Origin of the sequence: Actinotignum schaalii, from assembly GCF_028864145.1 — a bacterium.
GTDB lineage: Bacteria > Actinomycetota > Actinomycetes > Actinomycetales > Actinomycetaceae > Actinotignum > Actinotignum schaalii_B.
In genome coordinates this window covers 87,925-108,459 of sequence record NZ_JARBHJ010000001.1, presented here as the reverse complement: position 1 = coordinate 108,459, position 20,535 = coordinate 87,925, and the positions used below count along the sequence as shown (strand labels likewise).

Genomic DNA, 20,535 nt, shown 5'->3' with positions numbered 1-20,535 from the left:
TTGTACTCATTGGACCGAAGCCGCGGCAGGGTGAGATGAGCTGGCACTCTGATGCGCCGGCCTCACGGGGCGAAACTGGGGCAGCAGCTGGGCGCGGGTAAGCCGATAACACACTACCCCGGCCGCCAGGAGCGCGGCATACCCGAGGGCCGCGACGCTCACGAGCAACGGTGCCGGCAGTCCAGCCGCACGTGCCCAGCGTTCTACACCTATGCCCAAGAAAGCCCCCGGGTAGCACGAGCGCAACCACAGCAGCATCGCGTACGCGGAGAGGAGCATGCTTCCGGCCACCAGCGCGGGGAGGAGGAAACTGCGCCACCCTGCTTCTTCGCGGTAGCGGGGCCGGCTCGCGGTTTCGGGCAGTGGCGGATCCCAGTGGTGCCCGGCCGCGCCCATCGTGATGACCACGAGCAAGCCCACAACTCCGGCAAAAAGATAGCGGCCCTGCACTCCGCCGATAATTCCCAATCCTCGGTACTGGCTATACGCCTGCACGATAAGCATTCCTAGGACCAGCACAATATTCGAGGTGAAGATGAGGAAGCGCCACAGCTTATCCGGGTGGGTACGGAGGGCGCGAACAAGAAGAATAAGTGCGAGAAGAGTAAGAAGAATGAGGAGCGGCGGGGCAAAAGTGACATCTAACCACCCGAAGTCCGACCAGAAGGAGTCCACAAAGGACGTGGTCACCCGCTCGGCAAAGAAGCCGATGTCTCTGCCCGGCGCTTTGGCTTCGGCCTGGAAACCATCCGGTTGGATAACGCCGTAGCGCAGGATATTGCGCAACCACCAATACCCGCCCGTCACAACACCGATGAGTCCCGCACTCAGTCCCTGGGCCAGGCGCCGCCCCCATGTTCCTACGCGCGGATTGGCAAGGAAGGCGAGAAAGACCACCAAGCCCATGGGAATGAAAATCCCCTTGCTCCACAAGCCGAGCCCCAGGGCAAGCCCCGCCCCGAATACGGTACGCCACCGCCCGGCTCCGAACATGGCCGCGCTCACCGCTGCCATGGTGAGGGCTCCGGCACCGATGAAGAGCGCGTCATTGGTAACCGAAGCGGAGATAAAGGCGAGCATGGGGATTGCGTACACGGTGCCGGAGGCCAGCAGAGCGCCACGTCGGCTGAGACCGGCGCGCCGGGCCGCGAAAATAAGGCAGGGCACCAGGGGCGACGTCAGCACAATGGAATAGAGCCGCAGGGTGAGGATCTGGCGATCCCAGGGGGCATCCGTCAGCCCGGTGGCGCGGAGCACCAGTGCCCCGCCGGCGTAATAGAGCGGGGGATGCTGGGTCATCTGATCCAAAATCGGAACTGTCCCCTCGGCCCGTAGGGAACTGCGCTGCTCGTGCGGGAGAATTTTCTGGCTGGGATAAGAATCCGGATCCGCACCTATCCAGGCATCTCGCCCCAGGCGAGTGCGGTAATGCAAGGAGTAGCTGGGGGCACCCTCCACGAGCAGACCACTAGCCCGCGACGCCTCAAAAATATCGCGGTAGAGCCAGCTTGTTCCCGGGTCGGGCCACTGCCCCGTCTGCTCGAGTCGAATAATGGAATTGAGGTGATGGGGTTCATCCGGGGTACGCAGCGGCGGGCTGCCAAGGGCCCAGAGCATTTGCCACAGAAGGAAGAGAACCGTGAGGAAGCCCGCGCACGTGAAGAAACGGCGTGAGCTCATGGTGGTATCGGTGCTTCTCATACGGTCCTTCGGGGAATTGACAGGGCGCCTGGCGGCCTGCCCTCCTCACCGGCTAAATGAGGCCGGGACCAAGGAAAGGCGCTAGCTCTTCCAGTCTAGCTTCCGCATCACCGGCGCGGAGACGGTATCGTAGTTCCCGTACATCGAGTAGCCGACATAAGGATAACGTCATGGAGATTCGGGAATTAGCGATTGCGGGCGCATGGGAAATCACCACCAAACATTTCCCCGACGAACGCGGTATTTTCTTGGAAGCCTACAAATCCTCCGTTTTTGAAGAGACAATCGGTCATCGTTTGGATGTGCGCCAGGTAAATACCTCCGTGTCGAAGGCCGGCACCGTCCGCGGTATCCACTTCGCTGATGTGCCGCCCAGCCAGGCAAAGTACGTGATGTGCCCGCGCGGTGCGGTTCTCGATTTTGTTATCGATATTCGGGTGGGATCCCCCACCTACGGAAAATGGGATTCCGTTCTTCTCGATGATGACACCCGGAAAGCCATTTATATTTCGGAGGGCCTGGGTCACTGCTTCGTAGCTTTGGAAGATGATTCCACCGTGGTCTACCTGTGCTCGGCGCAATACGCGCCCGGGCGGGAACACGGGGTGAATCCACTGTGCTCGCAGGTGGGGTTGGTCTTCCCGGAAACTGATCGGCAGGGCAAAAAGCTCGAGCTGCTGCTCTCCCCGAAGGATACCGAGGCCCCCGGTCTTGACGAGGCTGAACGCAGCGGGCTCCTCCCCCGCTACGAGGATGTCCAGGCATTCCTTGGCACTCTGCGGAGCTAAATTATGAAGCGGGCTGAGCTATCTGCCCTTGCCAACCAGGTCACCGCGGTCGTTATCACCTATAACCCGGACGGGAATTGCGCCGCTCGTCTCACCGCGCTGGCCATGCAGGTCGGGCACGTGGTGGTTATTGATAACGGTTCGGAAGAATCGCGCCGGGCAGCCGTAGCGGAAAGCGCCCGCGCGGTGGATGCCCAGTTCATTTCACTCACCCAGAATCTCGGGATTGCGGCGGCCACGAATATCGGCATTGAGCAGGCTCGCGCCCGCGGCGCTCGTTTCGTACTGCTCATGGATCAGGATTCCCTGGTCGGCTCGGATATGGTGGCCCGCCTGCTCGAGGTACTGGCCGGTGATCCTCAGATCGGTGCCGCCGGCCCCCTCCCCAGCGAAGAACGCGAAGGGGAGGACCAATTGGTCTACGTTGCCCGCGAGTGGGCCCCCAAGCGCGCCACCGCGGCCGAACTGGAACGCCCGGTCCTCGACGTTGCTTTCCTTATCGCCTCCGGCTGCCTCATTCGGATGGAGACGCTCGATGACGTGGGCGGGATGGGCACCGCCCTCTTTATCGACCACGTGGACCTGGAGTGGGGCGTGCGGGCCCGCAGCCAGGGGTGGCGCCTGGTGTGCGTGACGGCCGCCCGGCTCTACCACTCCCTAGGTGACGCCGTCGTTCTTCTTCCCGGGCGCACGCAACCGGTCCACGTCCATGCCCCGATCCGCAATTACTATCTGGTGCGCAATACCGCCCGGGTGATTGGCAGTTCGCTATTCCCGGGCAAGTGGCGGGTGCGCTATGCCTGGTGGCTGGCGAAATACCTGGCTTTTAACGGGCTGCTCCTCGACCGCGGGGCCGAGCGGCGCCAGCTCATGCGCCAGGGATTACGTGATGCGCGGCGGCGGCGCGGCGGACGCATCGGTGATGCGGCAGTATGACACCTCGTCCGCACCGCCCCGCTCCTCCGGCTGCTCCGGCTGCCCCGCCCGCTCCGACCGACCCGCCCGCTCCCACCGCCCGCGGCCTGTGGTCCCCTCGGATTTTCCTTTTTTCTTTTCTCGCTTTTCTCTGCTACACCACAGGCTTGAGCCTGCTCACCCCGCTGCAGGGCTCCCCGGATGAACCCGTGCACGAAATTTACGGGTACCAGGTGGTCACGGGTAATATCCCGCTCGAATCGGAACGGGTACTCGCCCCGCGCTACCTGCGTTCGGGTGCCCCCGATTGCTGGCGCACCACCCGCGCCCAAACGGCGTGGTGTTCACCCCCGCTCAGCTCCGATGCCACCCTGCGGGAAATGGGAACAAGCGCGGTCAATTACCCGCCCCTCTACTACGCCCTCACCCACCAGCCCCTGCGTTTTCTCAGCGGTGCGGCGGCGCTCTGGGCCGTGCGAATATGTTCCGCGCTGCTCTTTTCGTTACTGGCAGCTTTCGGGGTTTCCGCCTTCGTGGCCGGCTTACCCCATCGCCTCGAAGCCTGCATCGCCCTCACCGTCCTCACCCCGGCTTTTTTCACCTTCGCGGGTTTTTCTAATCCCCAAAGTCTGGAAATCGGGGCGGCCCTCGCCATGGCCGGGTGCCTCATCCCGCTTGTTCAGTCCCTTTCCCCGCGGGAAACGGCGAGGCGGTGGATCGCGGGAGGCTGCGCGGCAGTCCTGCTCATTCTGGCACGCCCGGTAGGTCCGTACTGGGCTATTGCCATGTGCCTGCTGCTGGCCGGGGTATTAGGGCGCGAGCGGGTGCGCACCTATATTCGTACCCGCGCTTTCGGGATATTTATGGCACTCTGCGCGGCCGGGTGCCTGGGCTGGCTGACCTGGACCCGCATCTCCACAATCTACGGCCCCACTCCCACCGAAGTTATCAACGACGGCTGGGGTGCTCTCACCTTGCGCCTGCTCGGGAACTTCCGCTACTACATGCACGAAACCATCGGAACGGCCGGCTGGCGCTCGGTCACCACCTCGGTACCGGTCACGGTGCTCTACTGGGTGGTCATCTTCGCCGTTGTGGCGGCCGCGTGGCATGGGGGGAAGGCGCGGCACCGGGTGTCTATCGCCCTGGCTTTTATATCGCTACCGCTCAGCGCCGTCCTCATGAATACCCTGGTGCTCAGCCGCACCACCTTCCCTATCTGGCAGGGCCGCTACGGCTTCCCCTTCCTCTTCCCGCTCTTCTGGGTGTGCGTGATGCTCATAGCGACCTCCGGGCGCCGTCGTTCCACGGTGAGCGGGGCACTCGCTCGCGCGACCTCCGCTCTTTTCTTCCTGGCCACCGTTGATATCACGGTGCGGATGGCCTGGCGTTTTTACGCGGGCATCACCACGGCGCCACTGGGGCGGGTCCTCACCGATACCCCGCCGCACGCCCTCATCGGCGCCGCGCTCGCCATCACGGTAGCGGGAACGTACCTGGTGTTCACGTGGCGCTACGCGCGCAGATGTGCCGATTCTCCCGCGCCCGTCATATAATTCCTTGGGCTTACTTGTTATGAGATGTACGTAAATCAATGACTAATCGAGGTGATCATGGGCGGCGATGCTGCTGAGGCGCGTTCCATCGATTTTTCGCGGGACCGCCGGCGGGTAGTGCACGGAAAAGTGTTCCTCCTCGCCTTCGTGGGTTTCTTTATCTATGCGATGGGACTCAGTTTGCTCACCCCGCTCAACGGCGGCCCCGATGAAACCCAGCACGAAATTTACGGCTATGCCGTGGTCACCGGGCAAATCCCCCAAAAGAGTATCCGCGTGGATGCCCCCGCTTTTTTGCGGCGCGGTGCCCCCGATTGCTGGCGCCACGACCCGGCCGCCACCGCTTTCTGCTCCCGTATTTTCACCACAAATGACGAACTCATCTCCCAGGGCACCTCGGCGGTTAACTATCCGCCGCTCTACTACTACCTCACCCACTGGCCCCTGCTGCTGGCCTCCGGGAAATATGTGCTCTGGGGTATCCGGGTGCTCTCCGCCGGGCTTTTCGCCGGGCTGGCCGCGCTCGGCTTCTCTTCTCTTTACGCGGGGCTGCGCAGCGCGGCGCTCCCCTATCTCACCATCGGCCTGCTCGCTCCGGGTTTCTATTCCCTCAGCGGTTTTTCTAATCCGCAATCGATGGAAATCGGGGCGGCCCTGGCCCTCACCGGTTTCCTCCTCCCCCTCCTCAACCACGTTCCCGCCCGCGAAGAGCTGTGGCGCTGGATCGGCGGGGGTCTAGCCGCTATCCCCCTCATTTGCGCGCGCCCGGTGGGTCCCTACTGGGCGATACTGCTGTGTCTACTTTTCGCAATTATTTTTGGGCGCGTGGCGGTACAGCGCTACCTGCGCACCCCCGGATTCTGGATTTTCCTCGCGCTATGTGCCCTGGGGTGCCTCGCCTGGTTCGGATGGAATTACCTGTCCTCCACCTACGGGAAAGCACCCGATCCGGTGGCGAATAAGGGTGCTTTCCGCATGGGTCTACAAATCCTGGGGACCATGCCCTATTACATCCACGAAACAATAGGTACCGCGGGCTGGCGAAACGTGGAGCCGAGCAGCCCGGTCTCCCTGTGCTACGTAATTTTCTTCGCCTGCCTGCTTATCGCGGTCTACCGGGCCGGGGCACGCCACCACCGCCGCGCGGTTATTTTCGGGGTGGTGGTTCTCCCCTTCAGCGCCCTGCTCCTCAATACTGCGGTGGCGGATCGTATCCCGCTGGTTATGTGGCAGGGACGCTATTGGTTCCCCTTCGTTTTCCCGTTCTTGGTGACATGCGCGGCGGCCCTCCTCCAGCATCACGACCTGCGTAAACAGACGGATCCCGCGCGTGCCTCCCGCCTCCTTCCGGTTCTTTCCCTGGCCGGGGCACTGCTCTTCGCCGTCACCACCATTGATTTCACGGTGCGGATGGCCTGGCGTTTTTACGTGGGCTTGCGTACCCCGGTGTTCGCGGTCGCCTGGACGACGCCGCCCCGCGCGCTCCTGGGTCTCCTGTTGTGCGTGGGACTTTCCTGCGCGGTTGCGTACGTTGTTGTGCGCCGCTACCGCCCGCATCTGAGCGCGCTACGTGCCGCGTGGCGCGAGTATCTGCATCCGCAGACTTTAGCGGCGGGCCGCACGGCGCGCGGCGAAACCGGCGAGGAGCCCGAGGCTCACGTCCGCGAGAGTCGTGAAAACGCGCGAGAGTAGTACGACGACGACAACCGGCCCGCTCCCAACCGCGGTAGACAGTACTGCGGCAAGAGCCAGTTCCCGCACCCCCACCCCGGCCGGGACGAAGAAAACAAGAAAACCGACGGTCCAGCCTAGCGCGTAACCGCCGGTGGCGAGCAGGAAGGTGGGGATCGAGGCGGCCATGCCCTGGTATATGAGCATGAGCCAGAGCTGGGCGCCCATGAGGAGCCATCCGGCCGCGGCCCACAATGCCGCCAGGCCGGTGCCGCGCCAACTCAGCTGTGCTTCCAGTTGCCCGCGCCGCAGAATTTTTAGGCCCAGGCTAATGATTTTATTGAGAACCGGTGGAATCAGGGCCACCACGCCCACCGGGATGGCCAGGGCAAGCCAGCCGTAATCCGCCATGAGGCCGGCCGGGCCGAGGAGCAGCGCGAGGACCGCGAGCACCAGGCCGGTAACGATGGAAACTACCATGGAGACGAGCAACGCCACGAAGGAGCGCCGCCGGGCGATGGAATGCGCCGCGCCCATTTCCGCGGCCGCCACGAAATTCCACACTCCGCCGGGCAGGTATTTCGCCACTTGGGAGCTATAAAAAATACGCCGGGCTACCCGCGCAGGGACGGGCTGGCCCACGTCATTGAGAAGGTAGCGCCAGGAAACCATCGTGCAAGCCACGTAGAGGAGAGATAGCGCGATTCCGGCCAAACTCACCCACCAGGGCAGTGCGGCTAGCGCCTCTCCCACGGCCTCCCGGTTGGCCACGATGGCCCAGATCGCGGCAATGACCGCGAGGATCATAAACCCGGCCCGCATGGGAGGTGCTTGCAGGACGCTAAGAATTTTCTTCACCGGGTGCTCTTTTCGCCGCTCTGGTGGATATTTGCACCAAAATCTGGGACTTTGCTGCGGCTCGTGCCGCGCCGGCCCGGGACTCGGTCGAGGGCGGCGAGGAGGGGGCGCACCACCTGGGCGGGGTGGAAAGCTAGATCCGCGCGCGCGGCGGCGCGGGTGCGTGCCGCGGTAACAACTTCCGGCTCCGCGGCAAGGCGGACGAGCATATCGGCTAGCGCCCTGGCATCCCCCGCGGGAACGTAGCAGGCGGCTTCTTTGAGCATCTCGCGTTGCGGGGCGGTATCCGAGGTGATGAGGGCCAGGCCGGCGGCCATGCCCTGATAGGCCTTATTCGGAACCACACGCTGGGCCTTATCCGAAGTTCCGAAGATTCCCAGGCAGAGGTCATGGGTGGCGATATCGCGCGGCAGCGCGGCGGCGTCGACCCAATCCCGCCACGTCACCCGGACGTGCGCGCCCTCGCCCGCCAGAATCTCGCGCACTTCGGCATAATCTTGACCGGTACCGATGAGGGTAACCTCGAGGTCCACGCCGCGTTCCTCGACGAGGCGCAGGGCACGCGCAATCGTGACAGTGCCCTGCAGCGGCGTGAAGAGGCCGTAAAAAACCACGCGGGGTGGGGTGTGGACCGGATGCGCGCTGCGGGCCGCGAAGAAGCTTTCCGGCGAGCCCACGGGAACAACAACGCCGCGAGCGCGCAGGGCTTCGGGCATATGTGCCAGGTGCGCGGGGGTATCCAGGACCGTGATGGTGGAGGCGCGAATAGCGGCGCTATCCAGGGTGCGCAGCAGGCGGTCTTTGATGCCGGTGTTCAGGCCGCGGTCAGTGGCGGTGGTGGAGGCGAAAATAAGGTGGTCGAGCACAATGGGGGTGCGTGGGAAAAGGAGACGGGCGAGGAGCACATCAAAGTGGCCGAGGTAGCCCACCACGATAACGTCCGGGGCGTGCGGGCCGCGAAAGCGCCGGGCTCCGCGCACCAGGCGCCACCAGTGCCGGGCAATATCCGCACCGAAAGAAAGTGCCCCGCGGGCGCTGGCGAGCGCAGCTACCCGCCCGGCGGTGCCGGTATCGAGGGGGTAGTTGAGTTCACGCACGGTATGCCCGTGGTCAGCCAATCCGCGCAGCAGCACCCCTACCCGGGGGTGGTTCGCGGTGTTGTAGGTACCAAAGCCCAGGATTCTCACGCGCGGGCCTCCCCCGCCTCGCCCACCTGGCGGGATTCCAGCTCATCGGGCACCTCGAGCGCATGGGGGGCTTGCTCGATGCTCGCGGTGGCAGCCAGCGGGCGCGGCGGGCCGAAGCGCAGGGCTTTAATGCCCTCCAGTTGCTGTTCGAGGAGCACGCGATTGGTTTTCAGCAGGTCCGCGATGATGAGGATGGTGATGGAAATAATCGAAGCCACGATCATGGCCGAACCGAAAATAAGAGATTGGATATGGCCTGCGCCCTGCCCCATGAAGTAGAAGATGAGGAAGCGGATAAAAGGAATGGCACCGAGGATCCCGGTAATCGCTGCCGTCCAGCCGAGGGGCACATGGGGTTTAAACATGAGGTAGGAACGCACAATCGCGGTTCCCGATTTGAACATGTGCTGGAAAATATTGGAAAACAGGCGCGATTCGCGAGTTTTCGGGTTGGTGGTAATGGGTACGGAGTCGATACGCAAGCGCTTATTACCGGCCTGAATAATAGTCTCCATGCAGTAGGAGAATTGGGTGACCACATTGAGGCGGTAGAGCGCGCCCTTGGAGTAGGCGCGGAAACCGGAGGCAGCGTCCGGGAGTTTGGTGCCGGCCGCCCGATTGACCACCCGGGAACCCACATTCTGCATGAGCTTCTTGAAACGGGAGAAGTGCGCGATTTTGGAGGTTTGCCGGTCCGCGATCACAATATCGGCCCGCCCGGCCACAATGGGGGCCACCAGTTCCGGGATAGCTTCCTGGGGGTACTGGTTATCACCGTCGGTATTCACCACGATATCCGCGCCGTTCGCGAGCGCGTATTCCACGCCGTCCCGGAAGGAGCGTGCCAGGCCCTGGTTGCGGGCGTGGCGTACAAAGTGTGTGACCCCGTAGGATTTAGCGACCTCCACGGTCGCGTCCGTCGATCCGTCGTCGATAATAAGGATCTCTATGCTATCGATGCCCGGAATTTCCTTGGGAATGGACTCCAGTACCAGGGGCAAGGTTTTTTCCTCGTTCAAACACGGAACCTGCACAAATAGTTTCATATCCCTCTCCGCCATATCAGCGATTATCCAGCACCTAGCCTAACAAGCTACGCGGGCTCGCACGGGGAGATACGCAGGTGCACGCTGGGAGGGCGCCGGCATCCCAACAGTATCCCGCGCCGCGAGGTCCGTGCTTCCCGCGCCGCGGCGCGCCGCTACAGTACAATTCAAAGAACAGAACAGCCGATGCCGCCTCTTCAACCAAAGGATTCCGCCGTGACGAATGTTTCTTCTTCCTCGGCCATGACTGCCCTCCGTTCCGCGCTGCGCCGCGTTCCGGGAGCGGAAACTGCCGGGCGCAAGGTACTCCAGAAGCTTCTCTACCAGGTGCCCTGCTCGGAGCGGCCGCTGGTGTCCATCATTATTCCTGTCTACGGGCACTGGAAGGAAACTTTTGCCTGCCTGAAAGCGGTGGCGGAAACGGCAGGGAATATTCCTTATGAAATCATCGCGGTAGATGATTGTTCCCCGGATTCCACCGGCAAGAAGCTGGATCGCATTATCGGCTTGCGCGTTGTTCATATGCCGAAAAACGGCGGTTTTATTCGGGCCTGCAATACCGGACTCCAGTATGCGCGCGGTGAGATTGTTATCTATCTCAATAATGACACCGAAGTGAATCCCGGCTGGCTCCTGCCCATTGTGGAACGCCTGAAGGATCCCACCATTGGGCTGGTGGGAGCGCGCTTGGTGTACGCAGATGGTACGTTGCAGGAAGCTGGCGGCGTGGTATTTTCTGACGGTAGCGCCTGGAATTACGGGAAGGGAGATAATCCCGAAAATCACTCCTATACCTATTTCCGGGATGTTGATTACTGTTCCGGAGCGTGCTTGGCGGTACGCAAGTCCATTCTTGATGAACTGGGCGGCTTTGATGAACGCTATATTCCCGCCTACTACGAAGATACCGATCTGGCTTTTGAAGTACGGCGCTTGGGCTACCGCACCGTTTATGAACCGCGCTCCCTCGTTATTCACCACGAAGGCGTATCGAACGGGACCGAAACCTCGTCTGGAACGAAACGTTACCAGGTCATCAATCGGGACAAGTTCCGGCAAAAATGGGCGGCTGAGCTGGCCGCGCAGCCGTTAAGTCCAGAAGAGGATCCCGATTTTGAGATCGAAAGAGCCGTTCATACGAAAAATGTTGTTATTGTATGCGACGGCGCTGTTATCACCCCGGATCTGGACTCGGGTTCGGTGCGAATGGAACAGATTTTGCTGGAACTGCTCCGGCTCGGATACCAACCCATCTTCATTCCGCAAAACAAAACCCGCCACGAACCCTATGTCGGCAATTTGACCGCGTACGGGATCCAGGTTGTCTACGATACATATAACGATATGGGCCGCGCGAATATTAGCGGGCAAGCCCTCACCATCCTGCTGCGCGGGAATGTGCGCGGGGTGATACTCTCCCGAGTCGGGGTAGCCGCCGCAAGCCTCTTCCCCATTACCCACGCACTTCCGGGTGTCCCCGTTATTTTTGACACGGTGGATCTGCACGGTACCCGCGAATTACGCGAAGCGAAACTTGCCGATGACGCTGCTCTTATCACCGCCGCGCATCAAACTAAGGAATTGGAGCTCGGGGTTATGCGAGCGAGCACCGCCACCCTGGTTGTGTCCTCCGCAGAGGCCAAGATGCTGCATGCGGACCACCCCGAACTTCCGGTCTTTGTAGTGGGGAATGTGCACGTCCCGGTAGAGCACCCCGCCGGTTTGACGGGCCGGCGCAGCATCAGTTTTATTGGCTCCTTCGCCCATCCCCCGAACGCGGATGGCCTGAAATGGTATTTCACCGAGGTGCACCCGCTGGTGCGTAAAGAGCTCGGTGATGTCGAGGTCAATGTGTACGGGAAGAACCCGCCGGAATCCCTGCGCGTTTTTGAGGGGAACGGTGTGAAGCTACGCGGCTACGCCGCTGATTTAGCCGATGTTTATAATCCGGCCCGGCTCTCCATCGCGCCGCTACGCTACGGTGCTGGCGTGAAGGGCAAGGTCGGAGAATCTCTCTCCTGGGGCGTGCCTATTGTGACCACCGATATCGGCGCAGAGGGTATGGGCTTGGAGGACCGCCACACCGCGCTGATCGCCAATAGCCCGGAGGAATTCGCCCGGGCCATCGTGGACGGCATGCGTGATGATGAGTTGTGGGAGCGCCTCGCTACCGCGGGTGAGCGCCATATTCAGGAGATTATGGGCGTGCCGCGCCTCCACCAGGATCTCGCGGCCGCCTTTGATTTCGCGGGGATTACGCGCGTCTGAGCACCGAGGGCATCGGGGGCGAAGCGTGCGCGTTGCCGCTCATCCGGGTAACGCGCACGCCGATCATGCGCTGGCGCATTGGCGCACTTGCCTGCTAGTACGCCAATGCGCTATTCCGCGAGCGTCACGATGGTGAAATCCTTATGGGGTTCCACCCGCAGGCGCGGATCGGACGCAATTTGTTCACGCAACGCTTGCGCCTCCGCGGCAAAAGTATCCGTGGACCCCTGTTCAATTCCCCACCGTAAATCAAAATTCGGGATGATAACCGCTTGCACCTGCCCGGTGTAGAGCACCTGCCACACCGAATGCCCAAAGTTCACGTGCGAACCGATGACATCCTGCATTTCCGGGGTCCAGTTTTCGCGGGCCCGGGCCACATCTTTATCTCCGAAGGTGTTGTAGAGGACCAGGTCAGACTCGCTCGCGAGCACCCCGGCTAGGAAATCATTACCGCCTGATACCGGGGAACTGAAAGCCACCACGGCATCGTCCGGCAGAGCCGCATCAAGTTTTTCCGGAATCTCACCGATAAGTGCCTCAAGATGGGTGGCACGGTAGCTGGCCCCTACCGCTAGGCCGGCGAAGTTCGGGGCGGAGCCCACCACAGCCAGCGTGGCTAAAACTCCGCAGGCTACCCGCCTCCAGCTGCCGCGCGCTTCGCTGCGCACCAATGCGCTGATACCGCTCGCGAGCGCCGCGAGAAGAGCCAGGCGGACCACCAGCATCCAGCGGTAGATCGCCCGCATGAGATCGAGCCCCGGGAGCTCCTCATACAGCGGTGCCCACGGGAAAGTCCACACGGCCTCCGAGCGGGGCATCAGGTAGTCGCTCACCTGGATCGGCGGGGTCAGCGGACCGCGGATCTCCCACCATTTCAGCGAGGGCCCCAGGGCGATAACAAAGGCCACCAGCGCCACGCAAGCCCAGAGCAGCACGTAGCGGCGTGGCCCGCGCGCCCAGACCAGCACACAAACGAGCAGCACCAAGGCCGCGATACCGATGTAATTCCAGCGGACGTTGGTGCCGTCTCCCCACAGCACATCCGCATCCAGCCCAATTCCGAGGAGGTCGGCCCACCATACGCTCGAGGTGGGGATAATCGTGGTAGCTACATCCACTCCCATGGAGCGGAAGAAATCTTCGCTGGTACCCATGCCGGCCAGGGCACCACCGGCGCTGCGGTAATAGACCACTAGCGCAACTGCGCTGGCAACCGACATATAGACAAAGCCCAGACCGGCATCCCGCAGACCGCTACGCCCGCGCAGCAGCGGTAGCACAATAACCACCACCCCAGCGGTGAAGCCGAGCATGACGAAAGAATAACCATCAAGGAAAACAGCCCAGGTAAGAACCCCGCACCAACCGGCTCCGGCAAGAAGCCGGCGCCACCAGGGCGGCTGCAGCCAGAAACGCAGCAGCACCGTGCCCACGTAGATGGTGGCGGGTAGAAGGAGAGCGCCCCAGAAGGTGGTACCAAAATTCCCCATTCCGATAAGGGACGGGTTGATCATCCATACCGCGGCAGCCAGTGCCGCGATCAGGCGGTGCGCCGTGAGCCAGAAGAACAGCCCGTAGGCGCCCACCAGTGCCAGGACGATCCAGATGAGGTACCACGCAGAGAGCGTTGCGGCGGCGTCGCCGGGAAATATTAATGAAAAGAAGGTGGCCGCGCGGCTAAAAATACCGCCGTTGACCGTGGCTGTCCCTTCCGGAAAACCGATGGTGGGGCAGCGCCCTTCTTGCAGGTACAGGCGCGGAAACTCAGTTCCGCATTGCAGGCGCCCAAGGTCGGCCACCCAGGCGTGCACCGGGCCGATGGCCCACGCGTTCACACCGTAGATAAACGACAGGGCGAGGGAATAGAGGAGAGCGCCCAGGCCCGCGAAGCCACGGGTGCGCCACCGCAGCGGAGCGCTGCGCGCTTGGGCATCGATAACTGGCACGTGGTTCCCCTCTGTTCGCGGGAGCGTGGTGGCCGCGAACGCGGTTAGTGGCTCGTTGCGCTCCCCGCCTCGATCTTAACATTATGAACATAGACTTCGGGGAAGGTTTTGACGAATCCCGTGGTCATGCCATCGGATTTGGTGGTGAAGAGCGCAACGCTATTACGCCGCTCGATTTCAATATCCGCACTGTTGAGAATCGCAAGATTAACAATGTAATCGCCCTCCCCAATCGGCAGGTCGGGAAGAACAACCATGATAGTTTCCCGGTCCGTGATGGGTGGCAGGGGAAGTTGGAGGCGGCGGCTCGACATCCCGAAAACCGGGGTGCCCTCGTTCATCGTGGCGATTTCCACCACCACGCCATAATCATGCAAAGGCTCATGGGCCACCAGATCAAAGGCGATGCGCATGGTGTCACCGCTAATATGCACGAAGAGCCCATCATCGGAGGTGCGCACCCCGTCCACAATCGCGGCGTTCTCAATACTGCACGGGTGGGTATCCACCGCGGTGAGCACCCCGCCGTTCTTCGCGGCCAGTTCAGCCAGCATTTGGGCCTGGTAGCCCTGGTGGAGGCGAGACATCGCGTCGCGCACGTCCCCCACCATGACCATGGCGCCTTTATCCAGAACGACGGCGCGATCACACACCTCGATGACCTGCGCCGCGGAATGTGAAACCAGAATAATGGAGCGCCCCTCGCGCTGGAATTGGCGAATCTTCTCCATGCACTTCTTCTGGAAAGGCTCATCGCCCACCGCGAGCACTTCGTCCACGAGGAGGATATCGGGATCCGAATGCACCGCCACCGCAAAAGCCAAGCGCACGTACATCCCCGAGGAATAGAACTTCACCTGGGTGTGGATGAAATCCCGGATCCCCGAAAACTCAATAATCGAATCGAGCTGGGCATCGATCTCCGCTTCAGAAAGCCCCAGGATAGAAGCGTTGAGATAAATATTTTCCATACCGGTCAGGTCGGGGTGGAAACCGGCACCCAGTTCTAGGAGCGCCGCCATGCGCCCCCGGGTGCGCACCTGCCCGGCATCGGGAGTGAGGATCCCGCCGATCACTTTGAGAAGGGTGGATTTACCCGAACCGTTCGCACCCACCAGGCCCACCGATTCTCCGGCAGCCACGCTGAAGGAGACATTCTTGAGCGCCCAGTATTCTTCCGCGTGGGTGCGTGAACGTGCGGCGTTAACCAGGCGTTCCTTGAGGGATTTATCTTTGTGGACGATAAATTTCTTCGAAACTCCATCAACTTGAATGACGTCGGGACGTGACATGAGAATCCTTGCCTCGCCTTTCTTTTAGAGTTCCTGCGCGAAATTACGTTGCATGCGGGCGAAGTAGCGCTGTGCGAGCCAGAGCAGCACCAGCCCAATAATAAGGAAGATTCCCAGGCGGCTGAGGAGATGGGAGGGCAGCAGAGCGCCCTGCCCGGCCGCCCAGAAGGAATGCTGGAAGCCCATAACCGCCACCGAGGTGGGGTTGAGGAGATAGAGGTTGATCATCCAACCGGGGGCTGCTCCGGCAATCATCGCGAAGGAGTACACCGAAGGGGTCAGCCAGAAACCGATGAGGAGAATAACTTCCACGAGGTATTGCACATCCCGCAGGTAAACATTCGCGGCGGAGAGGAAAAGCCCGAAGGCCACCGCCCACACCACCACCACGGCCAGGGAGATCGGGAAGTAGATGAGGGTACTCCCCCACGGCACCCCGCGGATAATAAGGGCCCCGCACACCAAAATGGCCAGCTGAGAGAGGAAGTCCACGAAGGCGGCACCGGCCGCGGAGAGCGGGAAGATTTCGCGCGGGAGATACACCTTTTTGACGATCCCGGAATTACTCACGATCGCACCGGTGGAGGCCGCCACGATCTGGGAAAAAAGCCCCCAGGCGGTGAGCCCGGCGAAAACATAGATGGCGAAATCGGGGATGGCACGTTCGGCGCCCAATACCTTGCCGATGGCGAAGTAGTAGATGAGCAGGTTGATAAGTGGGCGTACCAGGGTCCACACGTAGCCGAGCACCGAATCCTTGTAGCGTGCCTTGAGCTCCCGCCGGGTGAGCAGGCCGAGAAGGTGGCGATGCGCGAGAATATCGCGGATGGAAGCCCGCCACCCGCTAAAGAACCCGGTGTCAATAGCCACGCGCGTGAGATCCTGGCCGGCGAGTTTTTCGAAGCGTGCCTGCGCCTCGGGACCCACCTCGCGTTCGCGCCCTGTTGCCATACCCGACCTTTCCTACCGGCATTCGCGCTTCTCACTACCCACCCGGGCTAGCCGCGCGCATGCACCTATCTGTCTCATATTACCCAGCTGCGGGCCGCTCCGCGCGCCGGGCCGCGTACCAGCACACGTGCCGCGCCACGCACCGGGCCGCGCGCCGAAGCGCGCACTCCTCCGGTAGCAGGCCCTGCGGCGTGATGTCAGCGCTAGCTCGCGTCGCCTTGTACGATAGAGAAAGTAAGTTTCACCCGCGAGCCGCCGCGGCTACGTGAGCCGCGCTTGCCGCCCCGCGGAGGATGATAGGCAGTCATGAGTGTTTGTGTTCTTGTTCCCGCCGGAGCCGGGCCGGCTTTAGCGCGCGCCCTCCCCTACCGTGTTGCGGAGCTCATTGCGGGCCAGCCCGCCCCGCGCGCGGATCTCACAGCAGGGGAAACGGTGACCGCGGTGGTGACCGATCCCGGTGCTGTGACGAAAACAGCTCTCGCGCAGCTCCTTGCCACCCCGGGGCGCAATACCGCGTGGGGTGCCCCGCGTTCCGAAGAGCCGAACGCATCCGAGTCCCGCGGTGTCCTCGCGGTTCCCGCCCCGGTCTACACCTTCGATTCGCGGGCGCTGCACCTGTGCGGCGGCCTCGATACCGCTTTTACGCTTCCGGCCCTGGCCGTGGATGCCCAGTGGCGCCTGAGCGCCGCCGGGGTGCCCGGTGAGCAGCGTGCTACCCCGCTCCTCGAAGCCGGCATCCCCGATCTGGATACCGTGGACTACCTGCGTATCCTCACGAAGAATCTTTCTCCGGCCTACCAGCTGGAATTCCTCGCCCCGCTTTTCCTCGCACTCATCGATCACCCGATCCGCAGCTCCGGGGTAGATACCGCGGCCCTCGATCTTGCCCGCCGCCCCGGGAACGACGACGTACCAACGCTCCAGATCCCCTCCACCACTTTCGGCGGGGCCCAGGTGGTGCGGGACTGGGCTGCCTCCCTAGCCGGCTTGGAAAGCCGCAATGAAGCGGCTCTTGGCGCTGCCCGTATCCCGGACCGCCGCCTGCCCCATGTGGCTGATTTCCTTGACCTGGTGTGGGCCAGCGCCGGCATCCCCGCCTCCGAACGGGAGTTCCTGGACATGGCTTTCGCGGATGTGCGCCGCGATCATGAGCCGAGCATCGCTTTCGCGGTGGCCGGTTCCGATACCGCGGCCCGTGCCCGTTTCGCCCGGATCGCCGCTGAAATTCCCGAGCCGCTTTACCTGTGGGATCCGGAAAGCAGAGAGCTGAGCGAGCGGAGTGTCGACCCCACCGCACCGTTCCAACCGGCCCGCCGCGATATTGGCAGCGCCGTCGCCACAATTGCGGTGACCTATATTCTCAACCTGCCGGCCCGTGCCGTCCCGTGGAGCGGGAACCACGGGGTGATCATCGCTGATGTCACCACCGCGAACCTCACGGCGATGGTCCGCACCGATTGGGTGGGGGTGACCGGCACGGAGAGCCTGGGGGCGAACGCCAGCGTTCTCAACGAAACGCTCAGTATTGCGGACCGCTTGATCACCGCGGATACCGCCCAGCGTGATTTTGTGCTCGGGGCCCTGTCCGGGAACTATCGCCTCGATCAAAATACGTACGACGACGATCACTCTCTCACCAGCCTCGTCGCCCAAGAAAACGGCGGTATTGCGGCGGCCCTCGCCGCACTGCGCTCCCCGATTCACGCCTATGAACGGGTGGGCACCACCCAGCTCTACGAGGAGCCCGGTAAGTCCGGCGCCCGCAAGCATCCCCATCTGCGCCGCGTGCTGCGCGGCCTGGCAACCACTCTCAAGGGAGAACGCAAGTGACCTCTGTTTCCGTTATTCTTGTCAATTTCCGCGGGGCGGAGGATACGATTGCCGCCGCGCGCTACCTGCGTGAATGTGACTGGCCCGCGCAGGATCTGGAGATCGTCGTCGTCGATAATAATTCCGGGGATGGTTCTTTCGAGCGCCTGCGCGCGCAGTTGCCCGACTGCCAGGTCCTGCAATCGGGTGCCAACCTGGGCTTTACCGGGGGCTGTAACTTTGGGGTGGAGCATTCGCGCGGGGAGATCGTGGCCTTCCTCAATAATGATGCCCGGCCCGGTAAGAAGTGGATTCGCGCCGCGGTGGAGGCCATCGAGGCGGATCCGAAGGTCGGGTGCGTGGCATCGAAGGTGCTCACCTGGGAGGGTGACAAGATCGATTTCGTGGATTCCTCGATGACGTGGTTCGGCATGGGCTACAAGCGCGAGGCGGAACGCGAGGATACCGGCGCCTGGGATACCCCGAAGAATGTGCTCTTCCCCACCGGGGCCGCCATGTTTGTGCCGCGCCACGTTTTCGAGGAACTGGGCGGTTTCGATGACCGTTACTTCATGTTCTACGAGGATGCTGATTTCGGGTGGCGTGCCAATCTGGCCGGATACGATGTGCGTTATGTGCCCGAGTCGGTGGCCTACCACCGCCACCACGTCACCATGAAAAAGTTTGGGAATTTCCGCGAAACGTATTTCCTGGAACGCAATGCGCTGGCCTGCTTGTATAAGAATCTCGGGGATGATCTGCTGCGCACGGTTTTCGCCCCGGCCCTCGCTTTTGCACTCGAACGCAGCGCCGAACGCAGTGAGGTGGAGGCGCGCCGCGGCCCGGATTCTTACCGCGCCGCGGAGGGCACCATCACGAAGATGGCGGCCACCTCGCCCTACGCGGTGTCGTATTTCCGCGATATTCTGCCTTCTCTGGTCGAATCGCGCCGGGAAATCCAGGCCGGGCGTAAAAAGTCAGACGCGGAAATCATCACTCTCATGCGTAATGCTATGGAGCCGGCCTACCCGCTCCCCCGCTACCTGGACCTCCACGAGGCGCTAGCGCGTTTCTTCGGGATTGCCAAGCGTTTCTCCGGGCAGGCGAAGGTGCTGGTGGTGACTGGCGAACCCATCGGGGAGAAAATGGCCGGGCCGGCTATCCGCGCCTGGGAAATGTGTACCCGCCTGGCGCTCGAACACCCGGTACGGCTGTGCTCCACAGCCGGCGTAGGGAAGGTGGTACCCCAGGCTTTCGAGATCCACAATGGCGATACCGATACCCTGCGCGCCTGCACCGACTGGGCGGACGTCATTATTTTCCAGGGGTTCCTGCTGGAAAGCGCCCCGTGGCTCATGAGCTCGGAAAAGATCATCGTGGCCGATATTTACGATCCCATGCACCTCGAGCAGCTCGAACAGGCCCGCGACCAGGGGCCGGAGGGCCGCGAACGTTCCATCACCGGGGTGACCGGCGTGCTCAACCGGCAGCTGGCTCGCGCCGATAAATTCCTGTGCGCCTCGGATAAACAGCGCAATTTCTGGCTGGGGCAGCTGGCGAGTATGGGCCGCATCAACCGCAATGTCCTTCCCGACAACGCGGATGTGCGCAGCCTTATCGATATTGCGCCTTTCGGTCTGGGCGAAGAAGCCCCCCGGCAAACCGAGCACGCCATCCGCGGGAAGGTTCCCGGCATCGGTATGGATGACAAGGTGATTCTCTGGGGCGGCGGGGTCTATAACTGGTTCGACCCGCTCTCCCTCATTCGCGCGGTGGCGCAACTTTCCCGCACCCATAGCGACGTGCGCCTCTACTTCCTGGGGATGAAACACCCGAATCCGGGGGTACCGGCCATGCGGGTCGCTTCCGAAGCGGTGGCCCTGGCCGATGAGCTGGGCCTGACGAACCGGCACGTGTTCTTCAACCACGATTGGGTTCCCTACCACGAGCGCCAGAACTACCTGCTTGATGCGAACGTGGGAGTCTCCACCCATTTCGAGCACGTGGAAACCCAATTCTCTTTCCGTACCCGTATCCTCGACTACCTGTGGGCCGGGCTGCCGATCGTGGCGACCAGCGGGGATTCTTTCGGGAATGCCCTCGATAGCGAAGGCATCGGCATCTCGGTACCCCCGCGCGACGTGGAGGCCCTCGCCGCCGCGCTCGAAACACTGCTGTACGACGACGCCGCAGCGGCTCGCGCGCGTGCGAATATTGCCGGTTTCGCCCAGCAGTTCCACTGGGATCGGGCGCTGGCTCCGCTGCTGGAGTTCTGCCGGCATCCACGCCGGGCTGCGGATGTGGCTTTCCGCGCCGGGGACGATGTGCCGGGAACCATGCTCGGCTTTATCGACCCCGGTTTCAACCCGATGCGTGATCTCAAACTCGTGGTGGATTACCTGCGTACCGGCGGCCCGAAGGTGCTGGCCTCGAAGGTGAAGTCCCGGCTGCGCAAGTACATCTAGTTCACCTAGTCCACCTAGTCGCCCCTCGTGCGTCTGAGGAAGGTGCACAGATGCCCGCGGATCGCTCGGTGCGTTCCGC

14 protein-coding genes are annotated in these 20,535 nt (G+C 62.4%); 7 read left to right on the top strand and 7 right to left on the bottom strand.

Features of this window, described 5'->3' with window-relative positions:
• Nucleotides 1-6: 6 nt before the first annotated feature.
• Entirely contained in the window at nucleotides 7-1,701 is a 1,695-nt protein-coding gene (locus tag PWJ82_RS00455) for a DUF2142 domain-containing protein (protein WP_274734841.1), read from the bottom strand.
• Between the two features lie 170 nt (nucleotides 1,702-1,871).
• On the opposite strand from PWJ82_RS00455, the gene PWJ82_RS00450 reads away from it, so the two are divergent.
• The 4 genes from PWJ82_RS00450 to PWJ82_RS00435 are packed head-to-tail and all read left to right on the top strand — an operon-like array spanning nucleotide 1,872 to nucleotide 6,652.
• Nucleotides 1,872-2,489 (top strand): dTDP-4-dehydrorhamnose 3,5-epimerase family protein, encoded by a 618-nt coding sequence (locus PWJ82_RS00450; RefSeq protein ID WP_126135032.1) that lies wholly within the window; start codon nucleotides 1,872-1,874, stop codon nucleotides 2,487-2,489.
• Nucleotides 2,490-2,492: 3 nt separating this feature from the next.
• Nucleotides 2,493-3,425, top strand: coding sequence for a glycosyltransferase family 2 protein (locus PWJ82_RS00445; RefSeq protein ID WP_274734840.1), 933 nt, complete (start codon nucleotides 2,493-2,495; stop codon nucleotides 3,423-3,425).
• The gene (locus tag PWJ82_RS00440) at nucleotides 3,422-4,960 is read left to right on the top strand and encodes a DUF2142 domain-containing protein (RefSeq protein ID WP_274734838.1); all 1,539 of its coding nucleotides are present in this window, start codon (nucleotides 3,422-3,424) and stop codon (nucleotides 4,958-4,960) included. Before PWJ82_RS00445 ends, PWJ82_RS00440 begins: the two co-directional genes overlap by 4 nt.
• A 57-nt stretch (nucleotides 4,961-5,017) precedes the next feature.
• The gene (locus PWJ82_RS00435; RefSeq protein ID WP_274734836.1) at nucleotides 5,018-6,652 is read left to right on the top strand and encodes a hypothetical protein; all 1,635 of its coding nucleotides are present in this window, start codon (nucleotides 5,018-5,020) and stop codon (nucleotides 6,650-6,652) included.
• Here PWJ82_RS00435 and PWJ82_RS00430 read toward each other — a convergent pair.
• Genes PWJ82_RS00430 through PWJ82_RS00420 form a run of 3 tightly spaced genes read right to left on the bottom strand, consistent with a single transcriptional unit; the run spans nucleotide 6,566 to nucleotide 9,722 of the window.
• Nucleotides 6,566-7,489, bottom strand: a complete 924-nt coding sequence (locus PWJ82_RS00430; RefSeq protein ID WP_274734834.1) for a lysylphosphatidylglycerol synthase domain-containing protein — start codon at nucleotides 7,487-7,489, stop codon at nucleotides 6,566-6,568. The two genes, PWJ82_RS00435 and PWJ82_RS00430, sit on opposite strands and share 87 nt — an antisense overlap.
• Nucleotides 7,486-8,676, bottom strand: coding sequence for a glycosyltransferase family 4 protein (locus PWJ82_RS00425; RefSeq protein WP_274734833.1), 1,191 nt, complete (start codon nucleotides 8,674-8,676; stop codon nucleotides 7,486-7,488). The genes PWJ82_RS00430 and PWJ82_RS00425 overlap by 4 nt, the downstream gene beginning before the upstream one ends.
• The gene (locus tag PWJ82_RS00420) at nucleotides 8,673-9,722 is read right to left on the bottom strand and encodes a glycosyltransferase family 2 protein (RefSeq protein ID WP_126135037.1); all 1,050 of its coding nucleotides are present in this window, start codon (nucleotides 9,720-9,722) and stop codon (nucleotides 8,673-8,675) included. The genes PWJ82_RS00425 and PWJ82_RS00420 overlap by 4 nt, the downstream gene beginning before the upstream one ends.
• 216 nt (nucleotides 9,723-9,938) lie before the next feature.
• Between PWJ82_RS00420 and PWJ82_RS00415 the strand changes: the two genes are divergently transcribed.
• A complete protein-coding gene (locus tag PWJ82_RS00415; RefSeq protein WP_274734830.1) occupies nucleotides 9,939-11,990 on the top strand; it encodes a glycosyltransferase in 2,052 nt (683 codons plus the stop codon).
• A 110-nt stretch (nucleotides 11,991-12,100) separates the two neighbouring features.
• Here the strand turns inward: PWJ82_RS00415 and PWJ82_RS00410 are convergent, their stop codons facing one another.
• From PWJ82_RS00410 to PWJ82_RS00400, 3 genes are read right to left on the bottom strand one after another with little or no spacing between them, the layout of a single operon-like run.
• Nucleotides 12,101-13,939 (bottom strand): hypothetical protein, encoded by a 1,839-nt coding sequence (locus PWJ82_RS00410; RefSeq protein WP_274734829.1) that lies wholly within the window; start codon nucleotides 13,937-13,939, stop codon nucleotides 12,101-12,103.
• Nucleotides 13,940-13,983: 44 nt separating this feature from the next.
• Nucleotides 13,984-15,231: an ABC transporter ATP-binding protein gene (locus PWJ82_RS00405; protein ID WP_126135040.1), complete on the bottom strand. Its 1,248-nt coding sequence runs from the start codon at nucleotides 15,229-15,231 to the stop codon at nucleotides 13,984-13,986.
• Nucleotides 15,232-15,255: 24 nt separating this feature from the next.
• Nucleotides 15,256-16,182: an ABC transporter permease gene (locus PWJ82_RS00400; RefSeq protein ID WP_274732849.1), complete on the bottom strand. Its 927-nt coding sequence runs from the start codon at nucleotides 16,180-16,182 to the stop codon at nucleotides 15,256-15,258.
• 306 nt (nucleotides 16,183-16,488) lie between these two features.
• Between PWJ82_RS00400 and PWJ82_RS00395 the strand changes: the two genes are divergently transcribed.
• Nucleotides 16,489-18,012 carry a hypothetical protein gene (locus tag PWJ82_RS00395; protein WP_274732851.1) on the top strand — a complete coding sequence of 508 codons (1,524 nt, stop codon included), beginning with the start codon at nucleotides 16,489-16,491 and terminating at the stop codon, nucleotides 18,010-18,012.
• Nucleotides 18,009-20,456 carry a glycosyltransferase gene (locus PWJ82_RS00390; RefSeq protein ID WP_274732853.1) on the top strand — a complete coding sequence of 816 codons (2,448 nt, stop codon included), beginning with the start codon at nucleotides 18,009-18,011 and terminating at the stop codon, nucleotides 20,454-20,456. The genes PWJ82_RS00395 and PWJ82_RS00390 overlap by 4 nt, the downstream gene beginning before the upstream one ends.
• Nucleotides 20,457-20,535: the final 79 nt, after the last annotated feature.